General features: G+C 46.6%; 20 protein-coding genes. 10 read left to right on the top strand and 10 right to left on the bottom strand.

Annotated features, from left to right (window positions below; translation table 11 throughout):
* Positions 1 to 66 precede the first annotated feature (66 nt).
* The 4 genes from cheY to purL all read left to right on the top strand — a co-directional run bounded on the left by cheY (position 67) and on the right by purL (position 7,881).
* Positions 67 to 462 carry a chemotaxis response regulator CheY gene (gene cheY / locus ACPAOP_RS12005; protein WP_423681635.1) on the top strand — a complete coding sequence of 132 codons (396 nt, stop codon included), beginning with the start codon at positions 67 to 69 and terminating at the stop codon, positions 460 to 462.
* A 328-nt stretch (positions 463 to 790) separates the two neighbouring features.
* Entirely contained in the window at positions 791 to 2,005 is a 1,215-nt protein-coding gene (locus tag ACPAOP_RS12000) for an EAL and HDOD domain-containing protein (RefSeq protein ID WP_423681637.1), read from the top strand.
* A gap of 73 nt (positions 2,006 to 2,078) precedes the next feature.
* Entirely contained in the window at positions 2,079 to 3,743 is a 1,665-nt protein-coding gene (locus ACPAOP_RS11995) for an ArnT family glycosyltransferase (RefSeq protein ID WP_423708177.1), read from the top strand.
* 139 nt (positions 3,744 to 3,882) lie between these two features.
* Positions 3,883 to 7,881 (top strand): phosphoribosylformylglycinamidine synthase, encoded by a 3,999-nt coding sequence (gene purL, locus ACPAOP_RS11990; protein WP_423708176.1) that lies wholly within the window; start codon positions 3,883 to 3,885, stop codon positions 7,879 to 7,881.
* Between the two features lie 133 nt (positions 7,882 to 8,014).
* Here purL and ACPAOP_RS11985 read toward each other — a convergent pair whose 3' ends face one another.
* The 8 genes from ACPAOP_RS11985 to ACPAOP_RS11950 form a co-directional block, all read right to left on the bottom strand.
* Complete coding sequence (locus ACPAOP_RS11985; protein ID WP_423681642.1) at positions 8,015 to 8,788, bottom strand: peptidyl-prolyl cis-trans isomerase; 774 nt, start codon at positions 8,786 to 8,788, stop codon at positions 8,015 to 8,017.
* Between the two features lie 54 nt (positions 8,789 to 8,842).
* Entirely contained in the window at positions 8,843 to 9,115 is a 273-nt protein-coding gene (locus ACPAOP_RS11980; RefSeq protein ID WP_186885535.1) for a BolA family protein, read from the bottom strand.
* Positions 9,112 to 9,735: a septation protein A gene (locus tag ACPAOP_RS11975; protein WP_423708175.1), complete on the bottom strand. Its 624-nt coding sequence runs from the start codon at positions 9,733 to 9,735 to the stop codon at positions 9,112 to 9,114. Before ACPAOP_RS11975 ends, ACPAOP_RS11980 begins: the two co-directional genes overlap by 4 nt.
* 6 nt (positions 9,736 to 9,741) lie before the next feature.
* On the bottom strand, positions 9,742 to 10,140 hold the full coding sequence (msrB, locus tag ACPAOP_RS11970; protein ID WP_423681644.1) for a peptide-methionine (R)-S-oxide reductase MsrB: 399 nt from the start codon (positions 10,138 to 10,140) through the stop codon (positions 9,742 to 9,744).
* Between the two features lie 12 nt (positions 10,141 to 10,152).
* Complete coding sequence (locus ACPAOP_RS11965) at positions 10,153 to 11,589, bottom strand: protein adenylyltransferase SelO (protein WP_423681645.1); 1,437 nt, start codon at positions 11,587 to 11,589, stop codon at positions 10,153 to 10,155.
* A gap of 230 nt (positions 11,590 to 11,819) precedes the next feature.
* Positions 11,820 to 13,652 (bottom strand): chemotaxis protein CheA, encoded by a 1,833-nt coding sequence (locus tag ACPAOP_RS11960; protein WP_423681646.1) that lies wholly within the window; start codon positions 13,650 to 13,652, stop codon positions 11,820 to 11,822.
* Positions 13,652 to 14,416, bottom strand: a complete 765-nt coding sequence (locus ACPAOP_RS11955) for a protein phosphatase CheZ (RefSeq protein WP_423681647.1) — start codon at positions 14,414 to 14,416, stop codon at positions 13,652 to 13,654. The genes ACPAOP_RS11960 and ACPAOP_RS11955 overlap by 1 nt, the downstream gene beginning before the upstream one ends.
* A gap of 243 nt (positions 14,417 to 14,659) precedes the next feature.
* Positions 14,660 to 15,142 (bottom strand): putative toxin-antitoxin system toxin component, PIN family, encoded by a 483-nt coding sequence (locus ACPAOP_RS11950; RefSeq protein ID WP_423681648.1) that lies wholly within the window; start codon positions 15,140 to 15,142, stop codon positions 14,660 to 14,662.
* A 23-nt stretch (positions 15,143 to 15,165) separates the two neighbouring features.
* Here ACPAOP_RS11950 and yaaA point away from each other — a divergent pair, with 23 nt between their 5' ends.
* Entirely contained in the window at positions 15,166 to 15,948 is a 783-nt protein-coding gene (yaaA, locus tag ACPAOP_RS11945) for a peroxide stress protein YaaA (protein WP_423681649.1), read from the top strand.
* Positions 15,949 to 16,016: 68 nt separating this feature from the next.
* On the opposite strand, the gene ACPAOP_RS11940 is transcribed toward yaaA, so the two are convergent.
* The gene (locus ACPAOP_RS11940) at positions 16,017 to 16,823 is read right to left on the bottom strand and encodes an outer membrane protein assembly factor BamD (protein ID WP_423681650.1); all 807 of its coding nucleotides are present in this window, start codon (positions 16,821 to 16,823) and stop codon (positions 16,017 to 16,019) included.
* Between the two features lie 112 nt (positions 16,824 to 16,935).
* Between ACPAOP_RS11940 and ACPAOP_RS11935 the strand changes: the two genes are divergently transcribed.
* Both ACPAOP_RS11935 and pgeF read left to right on the top strand, forming a co-directional pair.
* Positions 16,936 to 17,907, top strand: coding sequence for an RluA family pseudouridine synthase (locus ACPAOP_RS11935; RefSeq protein WP_423710013.1), 972 nt, complete (start codon positions 16,936 to 16,938; stop codon positions 17,905 to 17,907).
* Positions 17,904 to 18,704, top strand: coding sequence for a peptidoglycan editing factor PgeF (pgeF, locus tag ACPAOP_RS11930; protein ID WP_423708174.1), 801 nt, complete (start codon positions 17,904 to 17,906; stop codon positions 18,702 to 18,704). The genes ACPAOP_RS11935 and pgeF overlap by 4 nt, the downstream gene beginning before the upstream one ends.
* A gap of 9 nt (positions 18,705 to 18,713) precedes the next feature.
* Here pgeF and ACPAOP_RS11925 read toward each other — a convergent pair whose 3' ends face one another.
* Positions 18,714 to 18,932 carry a hypothetical protein gene (locus ACPAOP_RS11925; protein WP_423681653.1) on the bottom strand — a complete coding sequence of 73 codons (219 nt, stop codon included), beginning with the start codon at positions 18,930 to 18,932 and terminating at the stop codon, positions 18,714 to 18,716.
* Positions 18,933 to 19,037: 105 nt separating this feature from the next.
* On the opposite strand from ACPAOP_RS11925, the gene phaC reads away from it, so the two are divergent.
* The 3 genes from phaC (at position 19,038) to phaR (ending at position 22,396) form a co-directional block, all read left to right on the top strand.
* Complete coding sequence (gene phaC / locus ACPAOP_RS11920; protein WP_423708173.1) at positions 19,038 to 20,756, top strand: class I poly(R)-hydroxyalkanoic acid synthase; 1,719 nt, start codon at positions 19,038 to 19,040, stop codon at positions 20,754 to 20,756.
* A 49-nt stretch (positions 20,757 to 20,805) separates the two neighbouring features.
* The gene (locus ACPAOP_RS11915; RefSeq protein ID WP_423681655.1) at positions 20,806 to 21,546 is read left to right on the top strand and encodes a 3-ketoacyl-ACP reductase; all 741 of its coding nucleotides are present in this window, start codon (positions 20,806 to 20,808) and stop codon (positions 21,544 to 21,546) included.
* Between the two features lie 292 nt (positions 21,547 to 21,838).
* Complete coding sequence (gene phaR, locus ACPAOP_RS11910; protein ID WP_423681656.1) at positions 21,839 to 22,396, top strand: polyhydroxyalkanoate synthesis repressor PhaR; 558 nt, start codon at positions 21,839 to 21,841, stop codon at positions 22,394 to 22,396.
* Positions 22,397 to 22,457 lie beyond the last annotated feature (61 nt).

Genomic DNA, 22,457 nt, shown 5'->3' with positions numbered 1-22,457 from the left:
CTCTAGTTCGTAAATTGACCGATAATATTAGTAATTGTATTCAAAGAAATAATAATGGAGTAATTCATGGCCGATCAAAACCTGAAATTTTTAGTTGTGGACGATTTTTCTACTATGCGTCGCATAGTAAGAAATTTGCTTAAAGAGTTAGGCTACTCCAATGTGGATGAGGCTGAAGACGGAGCGATGGGGTTGGCGAAATTAAAAAATGGCGACTTCGACTTTATTATTTCTGATTGGAATATGCCTAATATGGATGGTCTCACGATGTTGCAACACATTCGTGCCGATCCCGCGCTTTCTAAAATTCCTGTTTTGATGGTTACAGCAGAGGCAAAAAAAGAAAATATCATTGCTGCTGCGCAGGCTGGCGCGAATGGCTACGTCGTGAAACCATTTACTGCTGCAACTTTGGATGAGAAACTTTCAAAAATCTTTGAGAAGCTGGGTAAGGGGGCTTGAGCCATTAGTCCCTTATTCCGGATCTGTATGAGTTTAGATATCTATCGGTCACAAAACTCATCCGAAATATTTTCCGGACGGTGTTGGTCTCATGGTTAGTTTTTTGGTGGTCAGTTGCAGCTTACTTAATGGGTGTTCTGCAACTGATCCACTGAACTCAGTCTGATGTCTTTGAAAAGAAGCTGTTGACGTTCTTTTTTTAAGTTACCTTTATAAATCCTGAAGACAAAAATGTTGTTGTCAGTCGGCATCATTCAAAGAATGAGCTGTCCTGTGTGATCTGTTTTGATGATTTGTCTTTGTGGTTAAATAAATAATAAAATTCAATATGATTGAAGATCATTTCATCTTAAGAGAACCATTACTTGATCCTAAGCAACGTGTTATCGGTTTTCAGTTTTCATGGCAGCAAGCTGATTCCGCTGCTCTGTTTGACAGCCAAAATCTCGATTATTTACTGGAGTTTGTAGCAGGTCACCTGAATGATGATGATGGCTTCCTGCTGGCTGACAGTTTAGTATTTCTTGAGGCGCATCCTGAGCTGTTACATGCTGACGGACTTAAATCATTTCCCCCAAAAAATACCGTTCTGATTTTGCATAAGAAATATTTTGCCGATGAAGCGACATTGGCTGCGGTAAAAGAGCTCAGGGCTTTAGGCTTTGGTATTTGCCTCCGGGGGGCGGAAGTAACTACTCTGGAGCGCTCATTTTTTGCATTTGTGTCTCATATTGAAGTGCAATTAAATGCAGCTAATTTTGCATCCCAGGCAAAGATGTATGCAGCATTAAAACAATCATCGGTCAAGATGGTGGCACGTAACGTGTCTACCTGGCAGGATTTTGATGCCTGTGCCGCTTTAGGCTTGGATAGTTTTGTCGGAAAATTACATTTGATTCCGAGACCAAGCACTGCGCCAAAGAGCCTTAACCCAGCGCAGACCACAATATTGCAGTTAATGGAAATGGTCAGAAAGAATGCTGACGTACAGCAGTTGGAGCTGGTTGTAAAACGCGACGCTACTCTGGCATACAAGTTGTTACGCTACATTAATTCTGCTGGTTTTGGTCTGCGTACTGAAATTCAGTCCCTGAAGCATGCCGTGCAGATGCTCGGTTATAGTCCACTTTACAGATGGCTGACTGTTTTGCTGGCGACAGCGAGTACCAGCGGATATTCGCCTGTTCTGCTGGAAACCGCAATTGTACGCGGTCGTTTTGCCGAGTTACTTGGTCAAATGAAAATGCCAAAATCTGAAGCGGAAAATCTTTTTGTCGCAGGGATGTTTTCTTTGCTTGACCGTCTGCTTGGCTTGCCGATGGAAGATGTACTCTCAACGATTCAGTTACCTGAAGTGGTTACTGAAGCATTGATTTCCAGAGATGGCGTTTTCGGGCCTTATCTTGCGTTGGCCGAAGCATGTGAGTTGAATACTATGTTGGTTGGTTCTTTGGCTGAATCATTAAAAATTTCTGCTGAGGACGTCAATACAGCGCATCTGGCTGCTTTAGTATGGGCAAAAAATGTAGCGACAGCTGCGTAACGCCACTGACTGGCGAAAACGGCAAGCCCTTATGCTTGCCGTTTTTTTATTTACTGATTCGTTATAAACACTGATGAAGCGCAATATTGACATTCAATTTCCAGAAATACCTCTTTGGCTGGTATGGGGTATTGTTTGTTATTTTGTGAGTTTTAAACTGGGTAGTTATCCTATCTTGGATAACGACGAGGGCTTGTACGCAGAAATTCCCCGTGAAATGTTGCGTTCCGGTGACTGGCGCCAGTGGATTATCCCCCATCTGAATGGGCTGCCGTACATGGAGAAGCCTCCTCTTTTGTACTGGCTGACGGCACTATGTTTTGCGGTATTTGGCGAATCTGAATGGGTTGCCAGGTTGGTCCCTGTATTTTCGAGTGTTGGATGCGTGTGCCTGATTTTATGGTTCACAAAAACGATAGAGAGAAAGAACGCTGGCGGGTTGGCGGCACTTATTTTTATCAGTAGTCTCGGCGTTACCGCGATGTCCCGTACCCTGATGTTCGATATGTTGCTGACTGTTTTGCTGACTGCGGCGGTGATGTCGGGATACTTGTTCTGCGTGAGGAAGCAACGGCGATTCCTTTACATTTGTATGGCAATGCTGGCACTGGCTCTGCTCGCCAAAGGATTCGTTGCACTGATTTTATTCTCTGCTGTTATGGGGGCTTATCTTTCCGTAAGCTCAACGTCACCGGGAAATTTTCTGTCTCGTGTTTTTGAATGTCTTCACTGGCGTGGATTGCTGGTGTTTCTCCTCATCGCAGCCCCCTGGCATATCGCAGCAATGATGGTTGAGCCGATCTTCCCATGGTTTTACTTCATTAATGAACATATCCTCAGGTTTTTAGGTAAGCGGGAGCCGCACGATTACTATGCGGGTGCCTGGTGGTATTACATTCCGCGAGTGTTGCTGTTTTTGTTCCCGTGGTCATTCTTCCTTCCGGTCTTAGCGTTTGCGCGGGCGGATGGTGTACGTCAGCGGGCAATTCATTTGTTCCTGTGTCTTGCCTGGTTGATGCCGTTGGTATTTTTTTCGGTGTCCAGTGCTAAAGCAAATTATTATCTGGTGATCGTGATGCCGTTTGCGGCTATTCAAATGGCATTGATGCTGGAAGAGGTGAAATTCGGCGGTAAATGGGGATTGATAATGCCGGGTGTCCTGTTATCGATCCTATTTTTAGCATTGAATCTGTGGTTGTTGGGAGTAAAAAACGAGGCTCTGAACGGTTTGTTTGTTAAGGGTATTTTTACCCGTTATGTTGCCGAAATTTTGTTAGCGGCATCAGTTCTGGTGACGTTTTTCTCTTATCGTGTACGAAAATGGGGTTTGTTGTTATACATTTTAATTCCGATGCTGTGTTTGCCGGTTATCTTGCAAGTGGCTGATGTTAGAAAGAATTACGTCTCTACAAAAGAAGTTGCGGCATGGCTCAGGAAAGACTTTCCACATTCTGAAGTCGTCTTATATCGGGTCTTCGAGCACCAGTCATCGTTGCCATTTTATTTAAAGACGCCGGTCAGAATAGTTGACAGCCGAAGCAGTGATTTATTCTGGGGCAACAAGCTACATAAAAATAATATTGTTGTCAGTGATGTTCAGTTTCAGGCTCAGCTCGAGAATCAGAAGGTTGCGCTGCTGGTTCTGAAAGAAGATCTGCCAGATTTCAGGCAAAAGAAATATTTTCCCGAATTCAAACTGACCAGAGAATCCGGTAATACTCTGATTTTTACCAATTAATTCAGACATTTACTGGATTTATGAGCGATGTCTTCTGGAGCCTGTAAGGGCATCAAGGTATAATCACGGTTTTCTCATCCAACCAGCGATAGTTAGAGAAAAACGGTCTCCTGCTATTGCCTCAACTACTCCTCTAGCCATGTTGATATTGCCAGGCTCCAATGCCCTGTCTGCTTTCCGTACATCCAATCTTCTGAATCGTTTGCAGGAAGTCGATGCAAATATTATCGGCGTCACTGCAAGGTACCGGCATTTTGTTGATGTCAGCGTTGAATTGCAAAAAAATGATATTGAACGTCTTGAAGCCTTATTAGTTTATGGCGATCGTTTTAATGGATCTCAGGAGGGTGAAACTTTCATCGTTATTCCTCGCATTGGCACGATTTCTCCGTGGGCAAGTAAAGCAACTGATATTGCACACAATTGTGGTATGCATCAGGTGCATCGTATTGAGCGGGGTATCAGTTATTTTGTACAAGTAAAAACTGGCTTTTTTGGGGGAGCCAAAGAGGTGAAACAGTCCTCGCGGGAGGCGATTGCTGCTTTACTACATGACCGTATGACGGAAATGGTGTTGACGAGTCTCAATGACGCTGAAGCACTGTTCTCTGAGTTGGAAGCCAAACCGCTGGAGTTTGTTGATATTCTGGTCGGTGGTAAAAATGCCTTGCTGACTGCTAACACGGAGCTCGGACTCGCTTTATCTGATGACGAAATCGATTATCTCGTTGATGCATTTAATACGCTCAAACGTAATCCTACCGATGTCGAATTAATGATGTTTGCACAGGCAAACAGCGAGCATTGCCGTCACAAAATATTTAATGCTGACTGGACAATTGACGGTGCGGGGCAAGATAAGTCTCTGTTTCAGATGATTAAGAACACCCATGAACTGCATCCGCAGGGAACGGTCGTTGCCTATAGCGATAATTCTTCGATTATCGAAGGCGCTAAGATACAACGTTTTTATCCTCGTGACAGTAAGGCAGGTAGTTACGAATTGTCTGAGGAATTAACCCATATTCTGATGAAGGTCGAAACGCATAACCATCCGACCGCAATATCACCATTTCCTGGCGCCTCTACCGGCGCAGGTGGTGAAATCCGTGATGAAGGGGCAACCGGCAGAGGCGCGAAACCTAAGGCTGGCTTGACTGGGTTTACCGTGTCTAATCTGTCTCTCCCGGGAATGCCTCAGCCTTGGGAAAATGAGACTGATTGTAATGGCGGCGCAAAAACAGACGCTGTTTACGGGAAACCCGACCGCATCGCATCTCCATTGCAGATCATGATAGATGGTCCGTTGGGTGGTGCTGCATTTAACAATGAATTTGGTCGTCCTAATTTAGGAGGCTACTTCCGTACTTATGAGCAGAATCTCGATGGTACAGTGTATGGTTATCACAAGCCCATTATGATCGCTGGTGGTATTGGTAATATTTCTGCGCAACATACCAAGAAAAATGATTTGCCGGCAGGTAGTTTGTTGATTCAGCTCGGTGGTCCGGGCATGCGTATTGGTATGGGTGGTAGCGCGGCTTCCTCAATGGCTACGGGAACCAATACTGCTGATCTCGATTTTGATTCGGTTCAACGTGGTAATCCAGAAATGGAACGGCGTGCGCAGGAAGTGATCAATTCGTGCTGGCAAATGGCGGACGCAAATCCTATTTTATCGATTCATGATGTCGGTGCCGGTGGCTTGTCGAATGCGTTTCCTGAAATCACTAACGATGCAAAGCGTGGAGCAATTTTTAATCTGCGCAAAGTTCATCTTGAAGAGAGCGGTATGGCTCCGAAAGAAATCTGGAGCAACGAGTCCCAGGAACGTTATGTGCTGGCAATTGCTCCCGAAAATCTGTATATTTTCCGGGGCTTTTGTGAGAGAGAACGCTGCCCATTCGCGGTAGTCGGTACGGCAACTGAAGAACGGCAATTGAAGGTCATTGATCCGGAGCACGACAATACACCTGTTGATATGCCGATGAATGTGTTGCTGGGTAAACCTCCCAAAATGCATAGAAATGTTGAACGTCTGCAGACATCCTATAAGCCGCTGGATCTGACGGGGATCAGTCTTGATGACGCGGCAGAGCGCGTTTTAAGTTTACCTACAGTTGCTGATAAATCGTTTCTGATTACGATTGGTGACAGGACTGTAGGTGCAACGACCGTACGTGATCAGATGGTCGGTCCGTGGCAAGTGCCTGTGGCTGATTGCGCGGTGACGACGATGAGTTTCGAGGGCTTCCTGGGTGAAGCAATGGCGATGGGAGAGCGCACGCCGCTCGCAGTCATCAATGCGCCTGCTTCGGGGCGTATGGCCGTTGGTGAAGCGATTACGAATATAGCTGCCGCGCCGATCAAAGATATTTCAGACATTAAGTTGTCCGCAAACTGGATGGCGGCTTGCGGTCAGCCGGGTCAGGATGCTGCCCTGTTTGATACCGTGAAAGCTGTCGGTATGGATTTGTGTCCGGCGCTTGGTATCAGTATTCCTGTCGGAAAAGATTCTCTTTCTATGCGGACCACATGGAAAGATGGTGATAACAATAAGTCAGTCATGTCACCGGTTTCATTAATCATTTCTGGATTCTCTCCCGTCTATGATGTGCGTAAGACACTGACTCCGCAATTGCGCCTTGATAAGGGAGATACGAGTCTGATCCTGATCGACCTTGGCCGTGGTAAAAATCGCCTTGGTGCATCGTCTTTTGCACAGGTGATGCAAGTGATAGGCAACGAGGGGCCTGATGTTGACAGTGCGGCTGATCTCAAAGCTTTCTTCGCTGCTATTCAACAGTTAAATAGCGAAGATAAGCTGCTGGCTTATCATGATCGGTCTGACGGTGGTTTGTTCGCGACCTTATGTGAAATGGCATTCGCTGGCAGAGCAGGGTTGGTCATTAATCTTGACATCCTGGTGATGGAAGCCGAACACGCTGCAGATCAGGGGGATGCGAAAAATTGGGCAGGGCAGGTCGCCGAAAGAAGAAACGATCTGACATTGCGGGCACTGTTTAATGAAGAGTTAGGGGCCGTGATTCAGGTCCGTACTGAACAACGCTCTGAAGTTATGGATGTGTTGCGGTCACACAATCTCGGTGCCTGCAGCCACATTATCGGTAAGCCGACTACCAGTGACTCTATCGAGTTTTACCGTGACGTAAAGCAGATATTCAAAAAACGCAGATCTGAACTTCATCAGACATGGAGTAAAACCAGCTGGCAGATAGCGCGTCTGCGCGATAATCCGGCTTGTGCTGACGCTGAATACGCTCGTATCAGTGACGTGCAAGATCCGGGCATGCAGCCTAAGTTGACATTCGACATCAATGATGACGTTGCTGCGCCGTACATTGCCACCGGTGTTCGTCCCAGAGTGGCGATCCTGCGCGAGCAGGGTGTGAATTCTCATATCGAAACCGCTTATGTCATGCACAAGGCAGGCTTCGAGTCAGTTGATGTGCACATGAGCGATCTGATTGCTGGTCGTACCAGTCTCAATAATTTTAAAGGCTTGATTGCTGTCGGTGGTTTCTCCTACGGCGACGTATTGGGAGCTGGAGAAGGATGGGCAAAAACTATCTTGTTTAACGCGATGTTGTCTCAGCAATTCTCAGAGTTCTTCCACAGACTTGACACATTTGGTCTGGGTATTTGTAATGGTTGCCAGATGATGAGTAATCTGAAATCAATTATCCCCGGAGCGGAAGCCTGGCCGAAATTTACCAAGAACAAATCTGAGCAATTTGAAGCACGTTTTTCTATGGTCGAGGTGACGGATTCTGCTTCAGTCTTTTTCAGTGACATGGCGGGTACGCAAACCCCGATTGCCGTTGCTCACGGTGAAGGCTTTGCTGACTTTTCGACTACCGGTGATATTGCAAAGGCTCAAGTGGCAATGCGATTCATTAACAACAAAGGCGAAGCTACTGAAAGTTATCCGTATAATCCGAATGGTTCACCACAGGGGATTACTGCTGTGACGAATCTGGATGGTCGCTTCACAGTAATGATGCCGCACGCTGAACGCGTGTTCCGTACAACGATTCATTCCTGGCATCCTGATGACTGGAACGATGACTCACCATGGATGCGCATGTTCCGTAACGCAAGAAAATGGGTCGGATGATCTGGCGTTGAGTAAAGGAAAGGGGGGCTTTCGCCCCCTTGTTAGTTTTTGCTGCTTGGCAAGGGAATTTGTTTGCATCACAAATAAAAAGAGGCGCTGAATGCGCCTCTTTTTTGACTTAATCTGACTGCGATTATTGGATTTTTGCTTTTTTTACTAATGCTTGCTGATAAGCTTGTACTTTTTGTTGCTGCAGACCATCAATGATTTGTGGTTTGACTTCTTCCAGTGTCGGGAATTTTGCGGTACGGATATCATCCAATTTGATGATGTGGTAGCCAAACTCAGTTTTCACCGGTGTCTCAGTAAACTGTCCTTTTTGCAGGGCAGTCATTGCCTGGGAGAATGCTGGAACAAATGTCGCCGGTGTCGCCCAATCCAGATCACCACCTTTTGCTGCAGAGCCTGTATCTTTTGATTGCTTAGCTAATTCTTCGAATTTAGCGCCGGCTTTTAACTTCAAGATGATCGCTTTAGCTTCATCTTCTTTTTCTACCAGGATATGGTAGGCGTGGTATTCCTTGTCGCCGGCCTGTGCTTTCGCTTTATCATATTCAGCTTGTACTTCGGCGTCGGAAACTGGATTTTTCTTTACATAATCAATCATCAGTGCACGGATCAGCAAGGATTGACGTGCGATTTCTAATTGATTTTTTACTTCAGCATTCGATGCGAGGCCGGATTTTTCCGCTTCCTGCATCAGTACTTCACGATTGATCAGCTCTTGCTTCACCATTGCGCGCAACTGCGGGCTGTCCTGCTGACCTTGTGACGCCAGTTGTTTGACCATGGCATCTACGCGAGAAGAGGGAATTGCTTTGCCATTAACTACAGCGAGATTTTGAGCCATTGCAGGCACTGCTGCGGCAAGAAGTACTACCAGCAAATGAGCAGGTTTAAAAGTCATTGTCTGTTCCTAAAATAACAAAATAAAAAACGGATTATAAGTAAACTGCTTAGGTTAGGTCGGTATCTCTGACGGAGCAAGTGCACTGATCGCCAGTGCATGAATTTCCGTGTGCATCATATCGCCAATGGCATCATACACCAGACGATGGCGGGAAATGCGATTTAAGCCTTCAAATTGAGGACAAATTATTTTCAAACTGTAATGACTTCCCCCTGAGGCGGCACCCGCATGCCCTGCATGTGCATGGGAGTCATCCTGAAGTTCACACAGTACAGGATGCAAATTTTCTGTCAGACGTATGTGTAATTTTTCAAAACGGGTCATGACTCAGTTTCTTCCATGTATTTTGTTAAAAATAAGCTTTGAATAATAACGAATGCAGGCATGATTCCTATCATGGATATCAGCTTGAAATTTGCCCAGGCTGAGGTCGTGAAATTGTAGGCTACCAGCAGATTCGCGATTCCCATTACTAGAAAAAAGCAGATCCACGCAATACTGAGGCGAGACCAGATATGTTCAGGGAGCTTCACCTGAGATTCCATTGCAGTACGGATCAGATTTTTCTTAAAGCCAAACTGTGCCAGCAGAAATGCTGAGGCATAACACCAGTAGAGAACAGTTGGTTTCCATTTAATGAATGCCTCGCTGTGAAAGTAAATGGTTGCACTACCGAATACCATGATGATGATGAATGAGATCCACAGCATGGCATCCACTTTTTTTCTGCTTAAAAGCAGATAGGCGATCTGGCATACTGATGCTACCAGCGTCACTGCGGTCGCAAGCAGAATAGGTGCAATTTCCTGATAGTTACCACCACCGGATACAAGTCCAGACAGAAATTCATTCACATATGCCTGGGCAGCTTCAGGGTGGTTTTCCCCCCATTTGAATGTCACAAAAAACAGAATAACGGGAAATACATCAAATAAAAATTTCATTAAAAATTACTCTGGCAAAGGTTCAAATTTCAAGGATGCTGAATTGATGCAATAACGCAATCCTGTCGGCGGCGGGCCGTCTGGGAAGACGTGCCCTAGATGGGCGTCGCAGATATTACACACAATTTCGGTGCGAGTCATGCCATGAGATGTGTCCAGTTTTTCCAGTACATTTGCTGGATTCAGTGCGCGAAAATAGCTTGGCCATCCACAGCCAGAATCAAATTTTGCATCAGATGCAAACAACGGCGTGTTGCAGCATACGCAAGTATAAATACCGATATCGTGATGATCCCAGTATTTTCCGGTAAATGCTCTTTCTGTAGCGGCGTGACGGGTGACCTGATATTCAACAGGATCAAGCTGAGCACGCCATTCGGCATCGGTCTTATGTATTTTATTCATATTTTCTTTCGACTACGATGAACAACTGATTTCGAGATGTTGCGCCCAAGTTGGTGGTTCATCTGCGTATTGATGATGCTCTGGTTGTTCATCAAAAGGGTGTTCGAGAATTGCCAACAGTTTCTGGACTTCACTGAAATCTTTATTCTGTGCTTTTTCAATCGCAATTTGTGCAAGATAGTTTCGCAGAACATATTTGGGATTGCTTGCTTGCATACGACGGTGTCTTTCTTCTGCTTGACTGCCTTCAGAGACCAGCCGTACCCGGTAAAGTTCCAGCCAATCAAGCGCGGCTTTAGTATTGCTGAATAAGCTGACGAAATCGTCGTCTTTTGAGCTGGCGTGATTTTCGAGGTGGCTCAGGTATCTGAAGGTGTGTGTGAAATCAGCATGGTTTTCCTGCATGATATTGAATAGCTGATCAGTCAGTTCCTTATCGTCTTTTTGTATGGTCAATAATCCGAGTTTTTTACGTAGCAATGCTTCCCATTTATTTGAAAAGGAGGACGAGTAACAATCCAGTGCCAGTTGCGTATCTTCTACACTGCCTATCAGTGGAAGTAATGCCTGGCCGAGCGCATGTGTATTCCAGTGTCCGATTGTAGGTTGCATACGGTAGGAGTATCGGCCTTGTTGATCTGTATGATTGCAAATGTGCCTTTCATCATACTTTTCCATAAATCCAAACGGACCATAGTCCAGCGTTAAGCCCAGAATGGACATGTTGTCCGTGTTCATAACCCCGTGCATGAATCCGACTGACTGCCAGCAGGCGATTAATTCAGCTGTTTTTTTTGTTACTGTACTGAGGAATGCCTGATAGGGATTAGGTTGTTTCAGCGCTTCAGGATAGTGATGCCTGATCACAAAATCCGCCAGAATTTTTAATTCGTCAGGGCGGTTGTTATAGTACCAGTGCTCAAATGATCCAAAACGGATAAAGCTGGGAGCGAGTCGGGTAACAACGGCGCTGGTTTCTGCCGTTTCTCGCATCACACCCTGATCGGAGCCAGTGATTGCCAACGCTCTGGATGTTGGTATTCCCAGTGCATACATCGCTTCGGAGCACAGTAGTTCACGAATCGAGGATCGTAGCACGGCACGTCCGTCGCCGGAGCGGGAGTAGGGAGTTGGGCCGGCGCCTTTTAGCTGCACTTCAAACCGTTGCTGGTGTTTGTCTATCGCGTCGCCTAAAAGAATCGCGCGGCCATCACCGAGTTGCCCGGCCCATGCGCCAAACTGATGACCGGAATAAACACTGGCAAGGGGATTGGCACCACGAATATCAGTGTTGCCTGTGAGTGCTTCGACGGATCCTGGCGCACGCAGGGATTCCGGAGCCAGATTGAATTGTTTTGCAGCGGCTCTGCTTACAGCGATGATGTAAGGTTGCGGCAATGGAGTTGGTTGCAGATGGGTAAAGAAATTCGCCGGCAGGCTTGAGAACATGCTGGGCTGCAAAAAATTATCCAGATCAGTTACTTGCTGTACTAATGATGATGGAGGCATTACGCAAAAGAATGAATATGAATGCCGTTATTCTGACAGAGTACGGGAAATTCTGTTTTTTGTCCCGTGGCAATGTAGGGAGAGTTGCTGAACTTACTAAGCGACGTGAAAAATATAAGGGTTTCATTCTGGTCAGAATGAAACCCTAGTTGAGTGATAGTATGACAAGATTAAGCTGTCATCATCTCGCGTACTTTACAGCCGTCAATCAGGAAAGATAGGCTGGTGACCAGAACGAGTTCACCTTCAGCGGAGCGGGCGGTACCGGTAATACCAGGGGTGCTGATGCAGGTCAGGGGTTTGATCACCAGATCTGCGGTTCCATCTACCGAATCTACCGATAAAATATAAGGATTTGGCGCAGCGATAACAATGCCGACCCGTTCAGACGAAGGCGTATAACCGAGCACTTTACCTAAGGATTTCACCGGCAACGGCCGGCCAAGGTCGCGAAGTACAGGCTGACCGCCGACACTTTCAAATGTCTCGGGTAATTCCACTACACGTTGCACAGTAGCCATAGGAAGTGCCAGTGAAGCTCCATCGGTACGTACGAGCATCGTCGGAACGATGGAAAGTTCAATTGGCAAGCGGATTAAAAACGTTGTACCTTTGCCCAACTCAGATGAAATGCGGATCGCACCGCGATGACGTTCTACTGCTGTTTTAACGACATCCATACCCACGCCACGTCCCGATACGCTGGACGCGACTTCTTTGGTAGAAAAGCCAGGCAAAAATACCAGCTGGAAAGCCTCATCATCAGTCCGCGCATCATGTGCGCTGATCAGGCCTTTAGAAATTGCTTTTTCCCGCAATCGTTGCGCATCCATACCTTTGCCGTCATCGGATACTTCAATCATGACGCTGCTGGCTTCTTGCCATGCTTTCAGTGAAATGGTGGACCTGGCTGTTTTGTTGCTTGCCAGACGTTCTTCTGCAGTTTCGATGCCGTGATCGAGCGCGTTGCGCAACATGTGTACCAGCGGATCGTAAAGACTGTCAACAACGACGCGGTCCACTTCTGTTTCCGCTCCCTCGATATTTAAATCCACCTCTTTGCCAAGGTCTCTTGCCAGTTCGCGCACCAAACGAGGGAACTTCTGAAACAGGCGTCCGACTGGTTGCATTCGGGTCGCCAACGTTGCTCGTTGCAACTCCGTTGAGTAGCGGGAGGCGCGGGTGAGCGTCTCAGTCAGCGCTGCCATCAAAGGCGCGGCCTGACCGTCAAATTTAAATTGCGATAATTTTTCCAGTAATACCGCAGCCTGGTTTGCTGCCTGTACTGATTCGCCGGCAACCTCCAGCAGTACGTTCAGCTTTACGGCGTCGATCCGTATGCTTTCCTCTTTCGCCGGAGCATTATGTCTGACATCTGCACTCGACAGAGAAGATTTAACTGCTTCATGTTCTTCTTTTGCTGATGGCGCTTTCTGAGCAGTGGCCGCGACAGCCGGCGCTGACTCTGGTAATGTGCCTTCAGGAGTTACCGCTCTGTAATATGCTTCCCAGTTGATTCCATCGGTATTATTATCTGATGGCGGAACTGCTCCGGTAACCACTGATTCTGGTGTGGCTACTGCATGAGATGCGGGCGCTGCGGCTTTTTTACTGATACCTTTGCTTTCAATCGCATCTGTCAGCATCGCTTCCAGTGCCTTTGGCATGGTCGACAGTTGCTCAGGCGGGACGCCGTTATTCAGTGCTGTAAGCTGATCGGCGACAAAACCGCTGGCCTCTAGCGCTGCCTCGATCGCTTCCGGAGTCACAGCGACTTGTCCGGTTCTTAACGCGTCAAACAGGTTTTCCGTTAAATGACATGCGGAAACCATGGCGGTCAGATTCATAAAGCCTGCGCCACCTTTGATCGTGTGGAATGATCTGAAGACAGCATTCAGCGTGTTCATGTCGTCCGGATTACGCTCCAGAGACAGCAGGTGTTCTTCCACGTTTGTCGCGAGATCAAGAGCCTCTACGACAAATTCTTTGAGCATATCATCCATCAGAAACCCAGGCTATCAAGAAGATTATCTACGTCATCCTGTTCCAGTGCTGCGTTCGGTACGGATGGCCCTTCCATTAATTCGACTGCTTTCTCTTTCAGTTCCGTCGGTGCATTATCAAGAAGTATCTGAGCTAATTCATGCTCTACTGCCTTATTAATCGCAACGACTTTCTTGATCAACTGACCGGTCAGATCCTGAAAATCTTGTGCCATCATGATATCGAGAAGGCGAGCTTTCTCTGCATCCGTCGCAGTCAGAACTGCATTGGCAAACGCTTTAGAGTCCGAGGCCAGTGTTTTAAATTCTTCTACGCTGAGCTTCCCTTCAAACAGATCAGTCCAGCGTACGTCCATGTTTTTCGCTTTTTTTGCAAGCTCGTCCTGCTCCGGCATTCCGAGGTCTGTCGCATTGAGGACTTTATTTGCCGCTTGTTCAGTCAGCGTTGCGACATATTGCAGCCTGTCCTGCGCATCTGCTACCTGAATCGCGACATCGGAGAGTGAGCGATCATAGCCGAGCTGTCGCATAGAATCATGCAACATGCGGACTACATTACCTAAACGATCAAATATTGGCTTAGTAGATTCGATGTCTGTGTTGCGTGGATTCAGTTTCGGCGGCTGCTCGCCAACCTGCATTAACGTATTGCTTGTCGTAACTGAAGCTGTTTCTGTCCCTGATGCGTTGGACGCTTCCGCTTCCTGGCGCTGGCTTGCCATTTCTTCAAACAATGCGTCAAGATCATCTGCTGAATCGGTCATAATTCTTCACTCTCCATAATCGCTGTGACTTTTGTGCAATTTTCCACAAATATCATGGGTTATCGTTAATCTTAGGCAAGAATGAGTGTTTTTCGATTACTCAAAAATGCGTTATGTGTTTATTTGTTTAATTGTGCAATCCTATTTTCAGCAATCTTTATTTCTGCCTGTAAATTGCATTTTTAGTCTCCACAACATAGTAGCAGGACTTTATCTAAGAATGATCTACGGGAATAAAATTTATCATTGTTTTGCTTGATTGTCGTTGGTTTTGCTGTTTTCACCGGCCCATGTGACTAAAAACTGCTCAGGCGTTTCTATTGAAAAAAGTCCGGCTTTGCGTATTTTTCTGGCCAACTTGAGCAGTGCCTTATCTTTAGTGATGAGTGTGGCGGCTGAACTATCCCGTGCGATTTCAAGAAATTTCTGATCATCTTTATCGCTGCACACCGGCAATCGTATATCTGCTTTTAACGGGGGCGCGACACACTCAATGAAGAGATCGAATTGCCGGCAAATATCTGCCAGGTTGTCCTGATTCACGGGTAAATGCGGATACTTCAGTACTGCCAGCCATTCCTCACGACAGTCTGCGCGGGTGACAGCTTTTAAATGTCCATTTTTGAGTCCGCCAAGAATGTTCAACCAGCGCTGATCATTGAAAACGAATAAATCCAGGCATACGTTGGTGTCAATGATGATGTGCTTGGGTATGATTGCGGTCATTGTGTTTATTCTCGTAAATTTTTATGCTTATTGTATTATCACCAGCAAAAAGTCTTGATTTTCAGACCCCGGTTCCCACAAATATTTCCACAATACCTGAGCTTCTGGACGAAGCGGAAGAATTGGTTTCCATCGCGAGAGGTTTATCCGAACTGGATTTGATTAAACTGATGGAAATTTCACCAGCCCTGGCACGTTTAAATGTGGATCGTTTCCGGTCATGGACTAAAACTCCAGGTGCTGACTTGGTCAGGCCAGCAGTTTTTGCATTCAATGGAGATGTATACGAAGGATTGAATGCGGGCAGCCTTAAGAAACATCATTTGTCTTATCTGCAGAGGCATGTGCGGATTTTATCTGGTTTGTATGGGGTACTGCGACCTATGGATCAGTTACAGGCATACCGCTTGGAGATGGGAACGTCTTTAATAACTCCGCATGGTAAAAATCTGTATCAATTCTGGGGGCAAAAAGTTACTGAAATATTGAACACGCAATTAGTGTCTGTAAATACGAACGTATTAGTTAATCTGGCATCGGACGAGTATTTTAAGGTTGTGAAACCTGCCATACTGAATGCGGATATTATCAATCCTGTTTTTCAGGACTGGAAAAACGGTCGCTACAAAATCATTTCTTTTTACGCTAAGCGCGCGCGCGGATTGATGGCACGTTATTGCGCTGAAAATGCAATTTCTGATCCGGAGTCATTGAAGAGTTTTAATACAGAAGGTTATGCATACGACGAGGAGTCTTCAGAAAAAGGGCGCTGGGTGTTCAGACGCAAAACAGAGGAGCTGACGTAGCAGGGGGATAGTAAAAATAAGAAAAAGCCGATCTCTGACCGGCTTTTTTTATTTTAAGCTTCTCTATTTCAGGACCAGAATTTCCACCATGCCGGTTTGTTTTTTGCTTTGCCTGACAGGTAAGTGCTATTAGGGAAATTTTTCATGAATACTCGGTTTGCATCGTCGCGTAATGCAGTCATTCCCATCGCATCATAAGATTTCACCAGTAAAAACATTGCCTCTTCAATTGCCGGAGCATCAGGATACTCGGTGATGGCTGCCTGAGCACGGTTGGCTGCTGCCAGATAAGCTCCGCGGCGGACATAGTAGCGTGCAACGTGCACATCGTACTGTGCCAAAGCATTCACCAAGTATTTCATGCGTGAGATGGCGTCCGGCGTGTATTGGCTGTCAGGAAATTGTGTGACCAATTGTTTGAATGCGTCAAAAGAATCGCGCGAAGCTTTTGGATCACGTTCAGTAATGTCCTGGTTTGCCAGGAAATTGAGGAAGCCCAGTTGATCATTAAAATTAATCAGACCGCGCAGGTAATACATATAATCGACATGACTGTGATTCGGATGCAACTTAATGAATCTCTCTACCGCAGCCAGAGCCTGAACCTGATCGCCTTGTTTATAGTAAGCATAAGCGGTTTCCATCTGTGCCTGCTGGGCGTAGGTACCGAAGGGGAAGCGCGATTCCAGTTTTTCGAAGTACTGAATTGCTTTTTCATATCCGCCATTCGCCATTTCATCTTTTGCTTCAGCGTATAATTTTGATGCGGACCATGTTCTGGTCTCGTCGCCCTTGTCACCAAAAGCCCCGCAGCCGCTTAAAGTCAACGACGCGGCCATCGCCAGAACCAGCAATTTTAAAGATTTAATGTGCATAGATATGTGCTTGAGCATAAAAACAATTTACGGATTATAGCCGATGACAAAAAATGTGAAACCAACTACAACAGTGATTTTGTCAGATTCTGATGTTGACGCCGATTTTGATATGGCCGTTGACAGCGCAGAAATAGATGAGGACTTCTCGTCAGCAGCAGAAAATATAGAATTAAAGCTAACTTCAGCTGCATGCGGCGAGAGGCTGGATAAAACCATATCAAAACTGGTTCCTGAATATTCTCGTAGCCGGATACAGCAATGGATAGAAGACGGTTTTGTTACCGTTGACGGCAAGCCGGGGCGCGCCAAAATGACGATGCTTGGTGATGAAAAAATTATTATAGAACCGCAGGCAGCTCCCGATGACGGCGCTTTTTCACCCGAAGACATCCCTCTCGATATTGTCTATGAGGATGAGTCCGTCATCGTTGTGAATAAACCTGCCGGACTTGTAGTGCATCCGGCTGCGGGTAATTGGTCGGGAACTTTATTGAACGGCCTGTTGTTCCGCTGGCCTGAATTGGCAGGTGTGCCACGGGCCGGCATTGTTCATCGACTGGATAAAGACACGTCGGGATTAATGGTCGTTGCCAAAACGCTCATCGCTCACACGGATCTGGTGCGTCAACTGCAGGACCGCAGCGTGAAGCGCGAATACTTTGCGTTGGTATGGGGAACGCCTAACGTTTCCGGTACCGTTGATGCACCGATGGCAAGGCATCCACGTGATCGTATCAAGATGGCTGTTTCCCGAAGTATTTCAGCCAAACCTGCGGTCACGCATTTTCAGCGTGTCGCAACCGGAATGTTGGAAAAATTTCCCGTCAGCCTGATCGCATGCCAGCTGGAAACCGGTCGTACCCATCAAATCCGTGTACATATGCACTCCTTGGGATTTCCTCTGGTTGGAGATCCTTTGTATGGCAAACAGCATCTGGCACGGTTTTTCCCTCGACAAGCTCTGCAAGCGAGAAAACTGGGTTTCATTCATCCGCAGTCAGGGGAGCACGTCGAGTGGGAAGTGGCTGTTGCCGATGATTTTCTTCAATTGCTGAACGAGGCTGGAATTTCCTTGCCATGAATCGTAAGCCTCACAATACCTTACCGTTTCCGGTAATTCAGCCTGACTGGTACGGTGTTCCATTGTCGGTAAAAGCATTTTCGACTTTACGCAGCGGTGGCGTGAGTTCCGGGGTATACGGAAACACTCTCGGAGTATGCGGGATGAACCTCGGGCTACATGTTCAGGATCACCCTGCGGCGGTACTTGAAAATCGCGCAAAAATAAATGCACACCTGCCATCCGATGTCATATTGCCATCACAAGTTCACGGTAATATCGTCGTAGATGCTGCGGTCCTGGAGTGCGGAGCGGAGGCAGATGCAGTTATCAGTTCCGTCGCCGGAAAAGTGTGTGCTGTTCTTACTGCAGATTGTTTGCCTGTTCTGTTTTGTGACGAAAACGGGATCGTTGTGGCTGCTGCGCATGCAGGTTGGCGTGGATTGGCGAGTGGGGTGCTACAGAATACCGTTGCCCAAATGCGCCTCCGGGGAGCCCAGCGTATTTTTGCATGGATGGGGGCGGCGATTGGTCCGGACGCCTTTGAGGTTGGTCAAGATGTTGTTGATGTTTTTGCATCTACTGGTGGAAATTTTGTACACTGCTTTCGTAGAAGTACACCTTCTGGTGGGCAGGAAAAATATTTTGCGGATATCTATCAGCTGGCGAGAGAAATTTTGTCGCTTGAAGGCGTCCATGATATTTTCGGTGGCAACTATTGCACCTTCACCGATGAGGAAAACTTTTATTCATATCGGCGCGATGGTGCGACAGGACGAATGATGAGTCTGATTTGGCTTGATCCCACCAATGTATAAACCGTTGGCTTATATATCTGGCTGCTGTTCACCATGGTTTGATTGCTGCGGTGCAGCTTGATTTTCTGAATGCTTATGCTTGCGTTGGGGGGCGCGCATCAGGTATAAAACAATAGACAAAGGAAAAACACAGTACATGATAAAAGTCATGCATCCCGCGATAAATGAAGGTTCTGTCATAGCCATCAGCAAAACAACATAGATCCAGGCGATTGCGACAATGTACATACAATTTCTTTCTGCATTCAGGCTGTCCGGCAAGTAAATGAAATACAGGACGGCAGGACATTCAATAATTAACTTGAAACGATACGCGAAAATCAGGAGACTCGCATGAAGACTTTCGATCCTCAAGCTATGTACTCCGAATGGATGTCACAGTTGGGAAGTCAGGCATCATGGCAGGAGTGGGCCCGGCCCGTAAAGGCTATGGCTGAAATGCCGGTGGCAGATGTATTAAAAGATATCGGCGGAAAGATAGACCCTGCCGTTCTGACACGCCTGCAGAGTGAATATATGCAGGAATTCGGGCATTTATGGCAAGATTTTGCTGTTTCAAAATTACCTGAATTAAACGATAAACGTTTCTCTGCGACGGACTGGCAGAAACACGCGATGCATGCATACAGCGCCGCGAGTTATTTACTGAATGCCCGTTTTTTGATGGCAATTGCTGAGGCAGTTGAAGCGCCGCACAAAATCAAACAAAAAATCAGTTTTGCGGTGCAGCAAATGATCGATGCGATGTCGCCTGCGAATTTTCTGGTCACGAACCCCGAGGCACAGTCCAGGCTGATCGAAAGCAAAGGCGAGAGTCTGGCCAGAGGTATCAGTCAGATGCTTGCGGATATGCAAAAAGGGCGCATTTCGCAAACCGATGAGTCTGCATTTGAGGTAGGTAAAAATGTGGCGACAACGGAAGGTAAAGTGGTTTTTGAAAACCGTTTATTTCAGTTGATTCAATATACTCCTCTGACGAAGACAGTTCATCAGCGACCATTGCTGATGATCCCACCTTGTATTAATAAATATTACATTCTGGATTTGCAGCCCGAGAACTCGCTAGTGCGCTATGCCGTCGAACAAGGTAATACGGTATTTCTGGTGTCTTGGGCTAACCCGGATGAATCCATGTCCGAAGTGACATGGGATGATTACATCGAGGACGGCGCAATTAAGGCCTTTGAAGTCGTACGTGCAATTAGTAAACAAGATCAAGTAAATGCCTTCGGTTTTTGTGTCGGTGGGACGATTATTTCGACGGCGCTAGCGGTATTGGCAGCGCGGGGGATTCATCCTGCAAGTAGCCTGACACTGTTGACGACCTTGCTGGACTTTTCAGACACCGGTGTGCTTGACGTATTTGTAGATGAAATGCAGGTGGCGCTGCGTGAGCAAAGTATCGGACGGAAAGGCATTATGCCGGGCCGTGATCTGGCCAGTACTTTTTCAAGCTTGCGCGCGAACGATCTGGTGTGGAGTTATGTGCAGTCGAACTATCTGAAAGGTGAGGCGCCACCGCCGTTTGATCTTTTGTATTGGAACGCGGACAGCACAAACCTGCCGGGACCAATGTTTTGCTGGTATCTGAGAAATACTTATCTTGAAAATAAATTACGACTGGCCAATGCGCTGACTGTCGCGGGCAATCGGGTCTCTTTAGAATCAATCGATGCTCCAGTGTTTGTTTATGGCTCTCGTGAGGATCATATTGTGCCCTGGAAAGCGGCGTATGCATCGCTCAGTTTATTAAATCCAGACCACCGAGAAAGAAACATGTTTGTGCTTGGTGCCTCTGGCCATATTGCCGGCGTTGTTAATCCTCCTACGAAGAAAAAGCGCAGCTACTGGCTCAATCCGGAGACCGTGGAGAGCGCTGACACTTGGTTGTCCGGTGCCACTGAATATCAGGGGAGCTGGTGGCCTGTATGGGCAGAATTTCTGGCCAACCATGGCGGAAAAATGGTGAAGGCGCCTGTAAAACCAGGAAACAGAGAATATCCGGAAATCGAAGCGGCGCCCGGACGCTATGTGAAAGTGAGAGCGGATTAGTGTAATTGTGGAAATTTCTGCAGTCTAAATTTTAAACAGGAGAACAAGTATGGCAAAACGTGTTGCGTATGTCACAGGCGGTATGGGCGGAATTGGGACGCCGATTTGCAGGCGTTTGTGTAAAGAGGGCTATACCGTTATCGCAGGTTGTGGTCCGAACTCTTCACGTAAAGAAAAATGGCTGGCAGATATGCGTGCCGAGGGGCTCGATATTCATGCCTCTGAGGGTAATGTTTCTGACTGGGAATCGACTAAAGCTGCTTTCGATAAAGTGAAGGCTGAAATTGGTGAAATTGATGTTCTGGTCAATAACGCCGGTATCACCCGTGATGGTCAGTTCCGGAAAATGAGCAAGACCGACTGGGACGCCGTGATCGATACCAACCTGAACTCTTTGTTTAATGTCACCAAGCAGGTGATTGAAGGTATGGTGGATCGCGGTTGGGGCCGGATCATTAATATCTCTTCAGTCAATGGTCAAAAAGGGCAGTTTGGTCAGACGAATTATTCCACTGCGAAAGCCGGTATTCATGGATTTACGATGGCGCTGGCGCAGGAAGTCGCGACGAAAGGCGTGACGGTCAATACTGTTTCGCCGGGTTATGTCGGTACCGATATGGTGAAAGCGATCCGTCCTGATGTGCTGGAAAAGATCGTATCCGGTATTCCGGTCAAACGTCTGGCGGAACCTGAAGAAATTGCATCCATCGTCGCCTGGATCGCCTCTGATGAGGGCGGATATGCAACTGGCTCCGATTTCTCAATTAACGGTGGTTTGCACATGGGCTGATGCAGTGCCGGCGGCTATTTTTGTTTGTTGTCCGCTGTTAACTCAAACAAGTTTGCTGCTGTTTTTTTACTGCAATGCGGTAGAATATGCTCACTAAAGCAATGATTTTAGTGGGCATATTTTTTTGCCAGTACATAATATCGTCAACAATAGCTAAAAAAAGGGGACAATCAAATTGCTGTATTCAGTCACATCTGAATGCATGCGTTTGTTTGAATGAGTCCTGGTTTTATTTTGTCGAAATCTGATTTCGCGATGAAGCCGGACGTGTAAGTTATCAATTGAGATTTCAATGAATAGCGCAAAAAAATCAACACAGCATCTGATTAAAAAATATCCGAATCGCCGTCTCTACGATACGCAGACAAGTAGTTATATTACTCTGGTGGATGTGAAGCAGTTCGTACTAGAAAACGATGATTTTGCCGTCGTTGACGCTAAAACTGGTGAAGATCTGACGCGTAGCATTTTGCTGCAGATCATCCTCGAGGAAGAGGCCGGTGGCACGCCGATGTTTTCCAGTGTTGTGTTGTCTCAGATTATTCGTTACTACGGTCATGCCATGCAGGGAATGATGGGGACGTATCTTGAGAAAAACGTGCAGGCATTCATTGATATTCAGAATAAGCTTGCTGAAAACTCTAAAGGAATTTACGAAGGCAAGCCTTTCAGCCCAGAAATGTGGACGCAATTCATGAACGTTCAGGGGCCGATGATGCAAGGCATGATGGGTAATTACATCGATCAAAGTAAAAATCTGTTCGTACAAATGCAGGAACAGATGCAAAATCAGGCGAAAAACATATTCAATGTTTTTCCGTTTAATCCGGAAGATGTCAATAAAAAGTAAGAAATCATTTTCCTTTGAGCGGCTTAACCCCCTGATTTTGCAGGAAATTTCAAGCAAAACT

Origin of the sequence: Undibacterium sp. WLX3042 (genome assembly GCF_049544825.1) — a bacterium.
Classification (GTDB): domain Bacteria; phylum Pseudomonadota; class Gammaproteobacteria; order Burkholderiales; family Burkholderiaceae_D; genus Undibacterium.
This window is presented reverse-complemented; position numbering and strand designations above follow the sequence as displayed.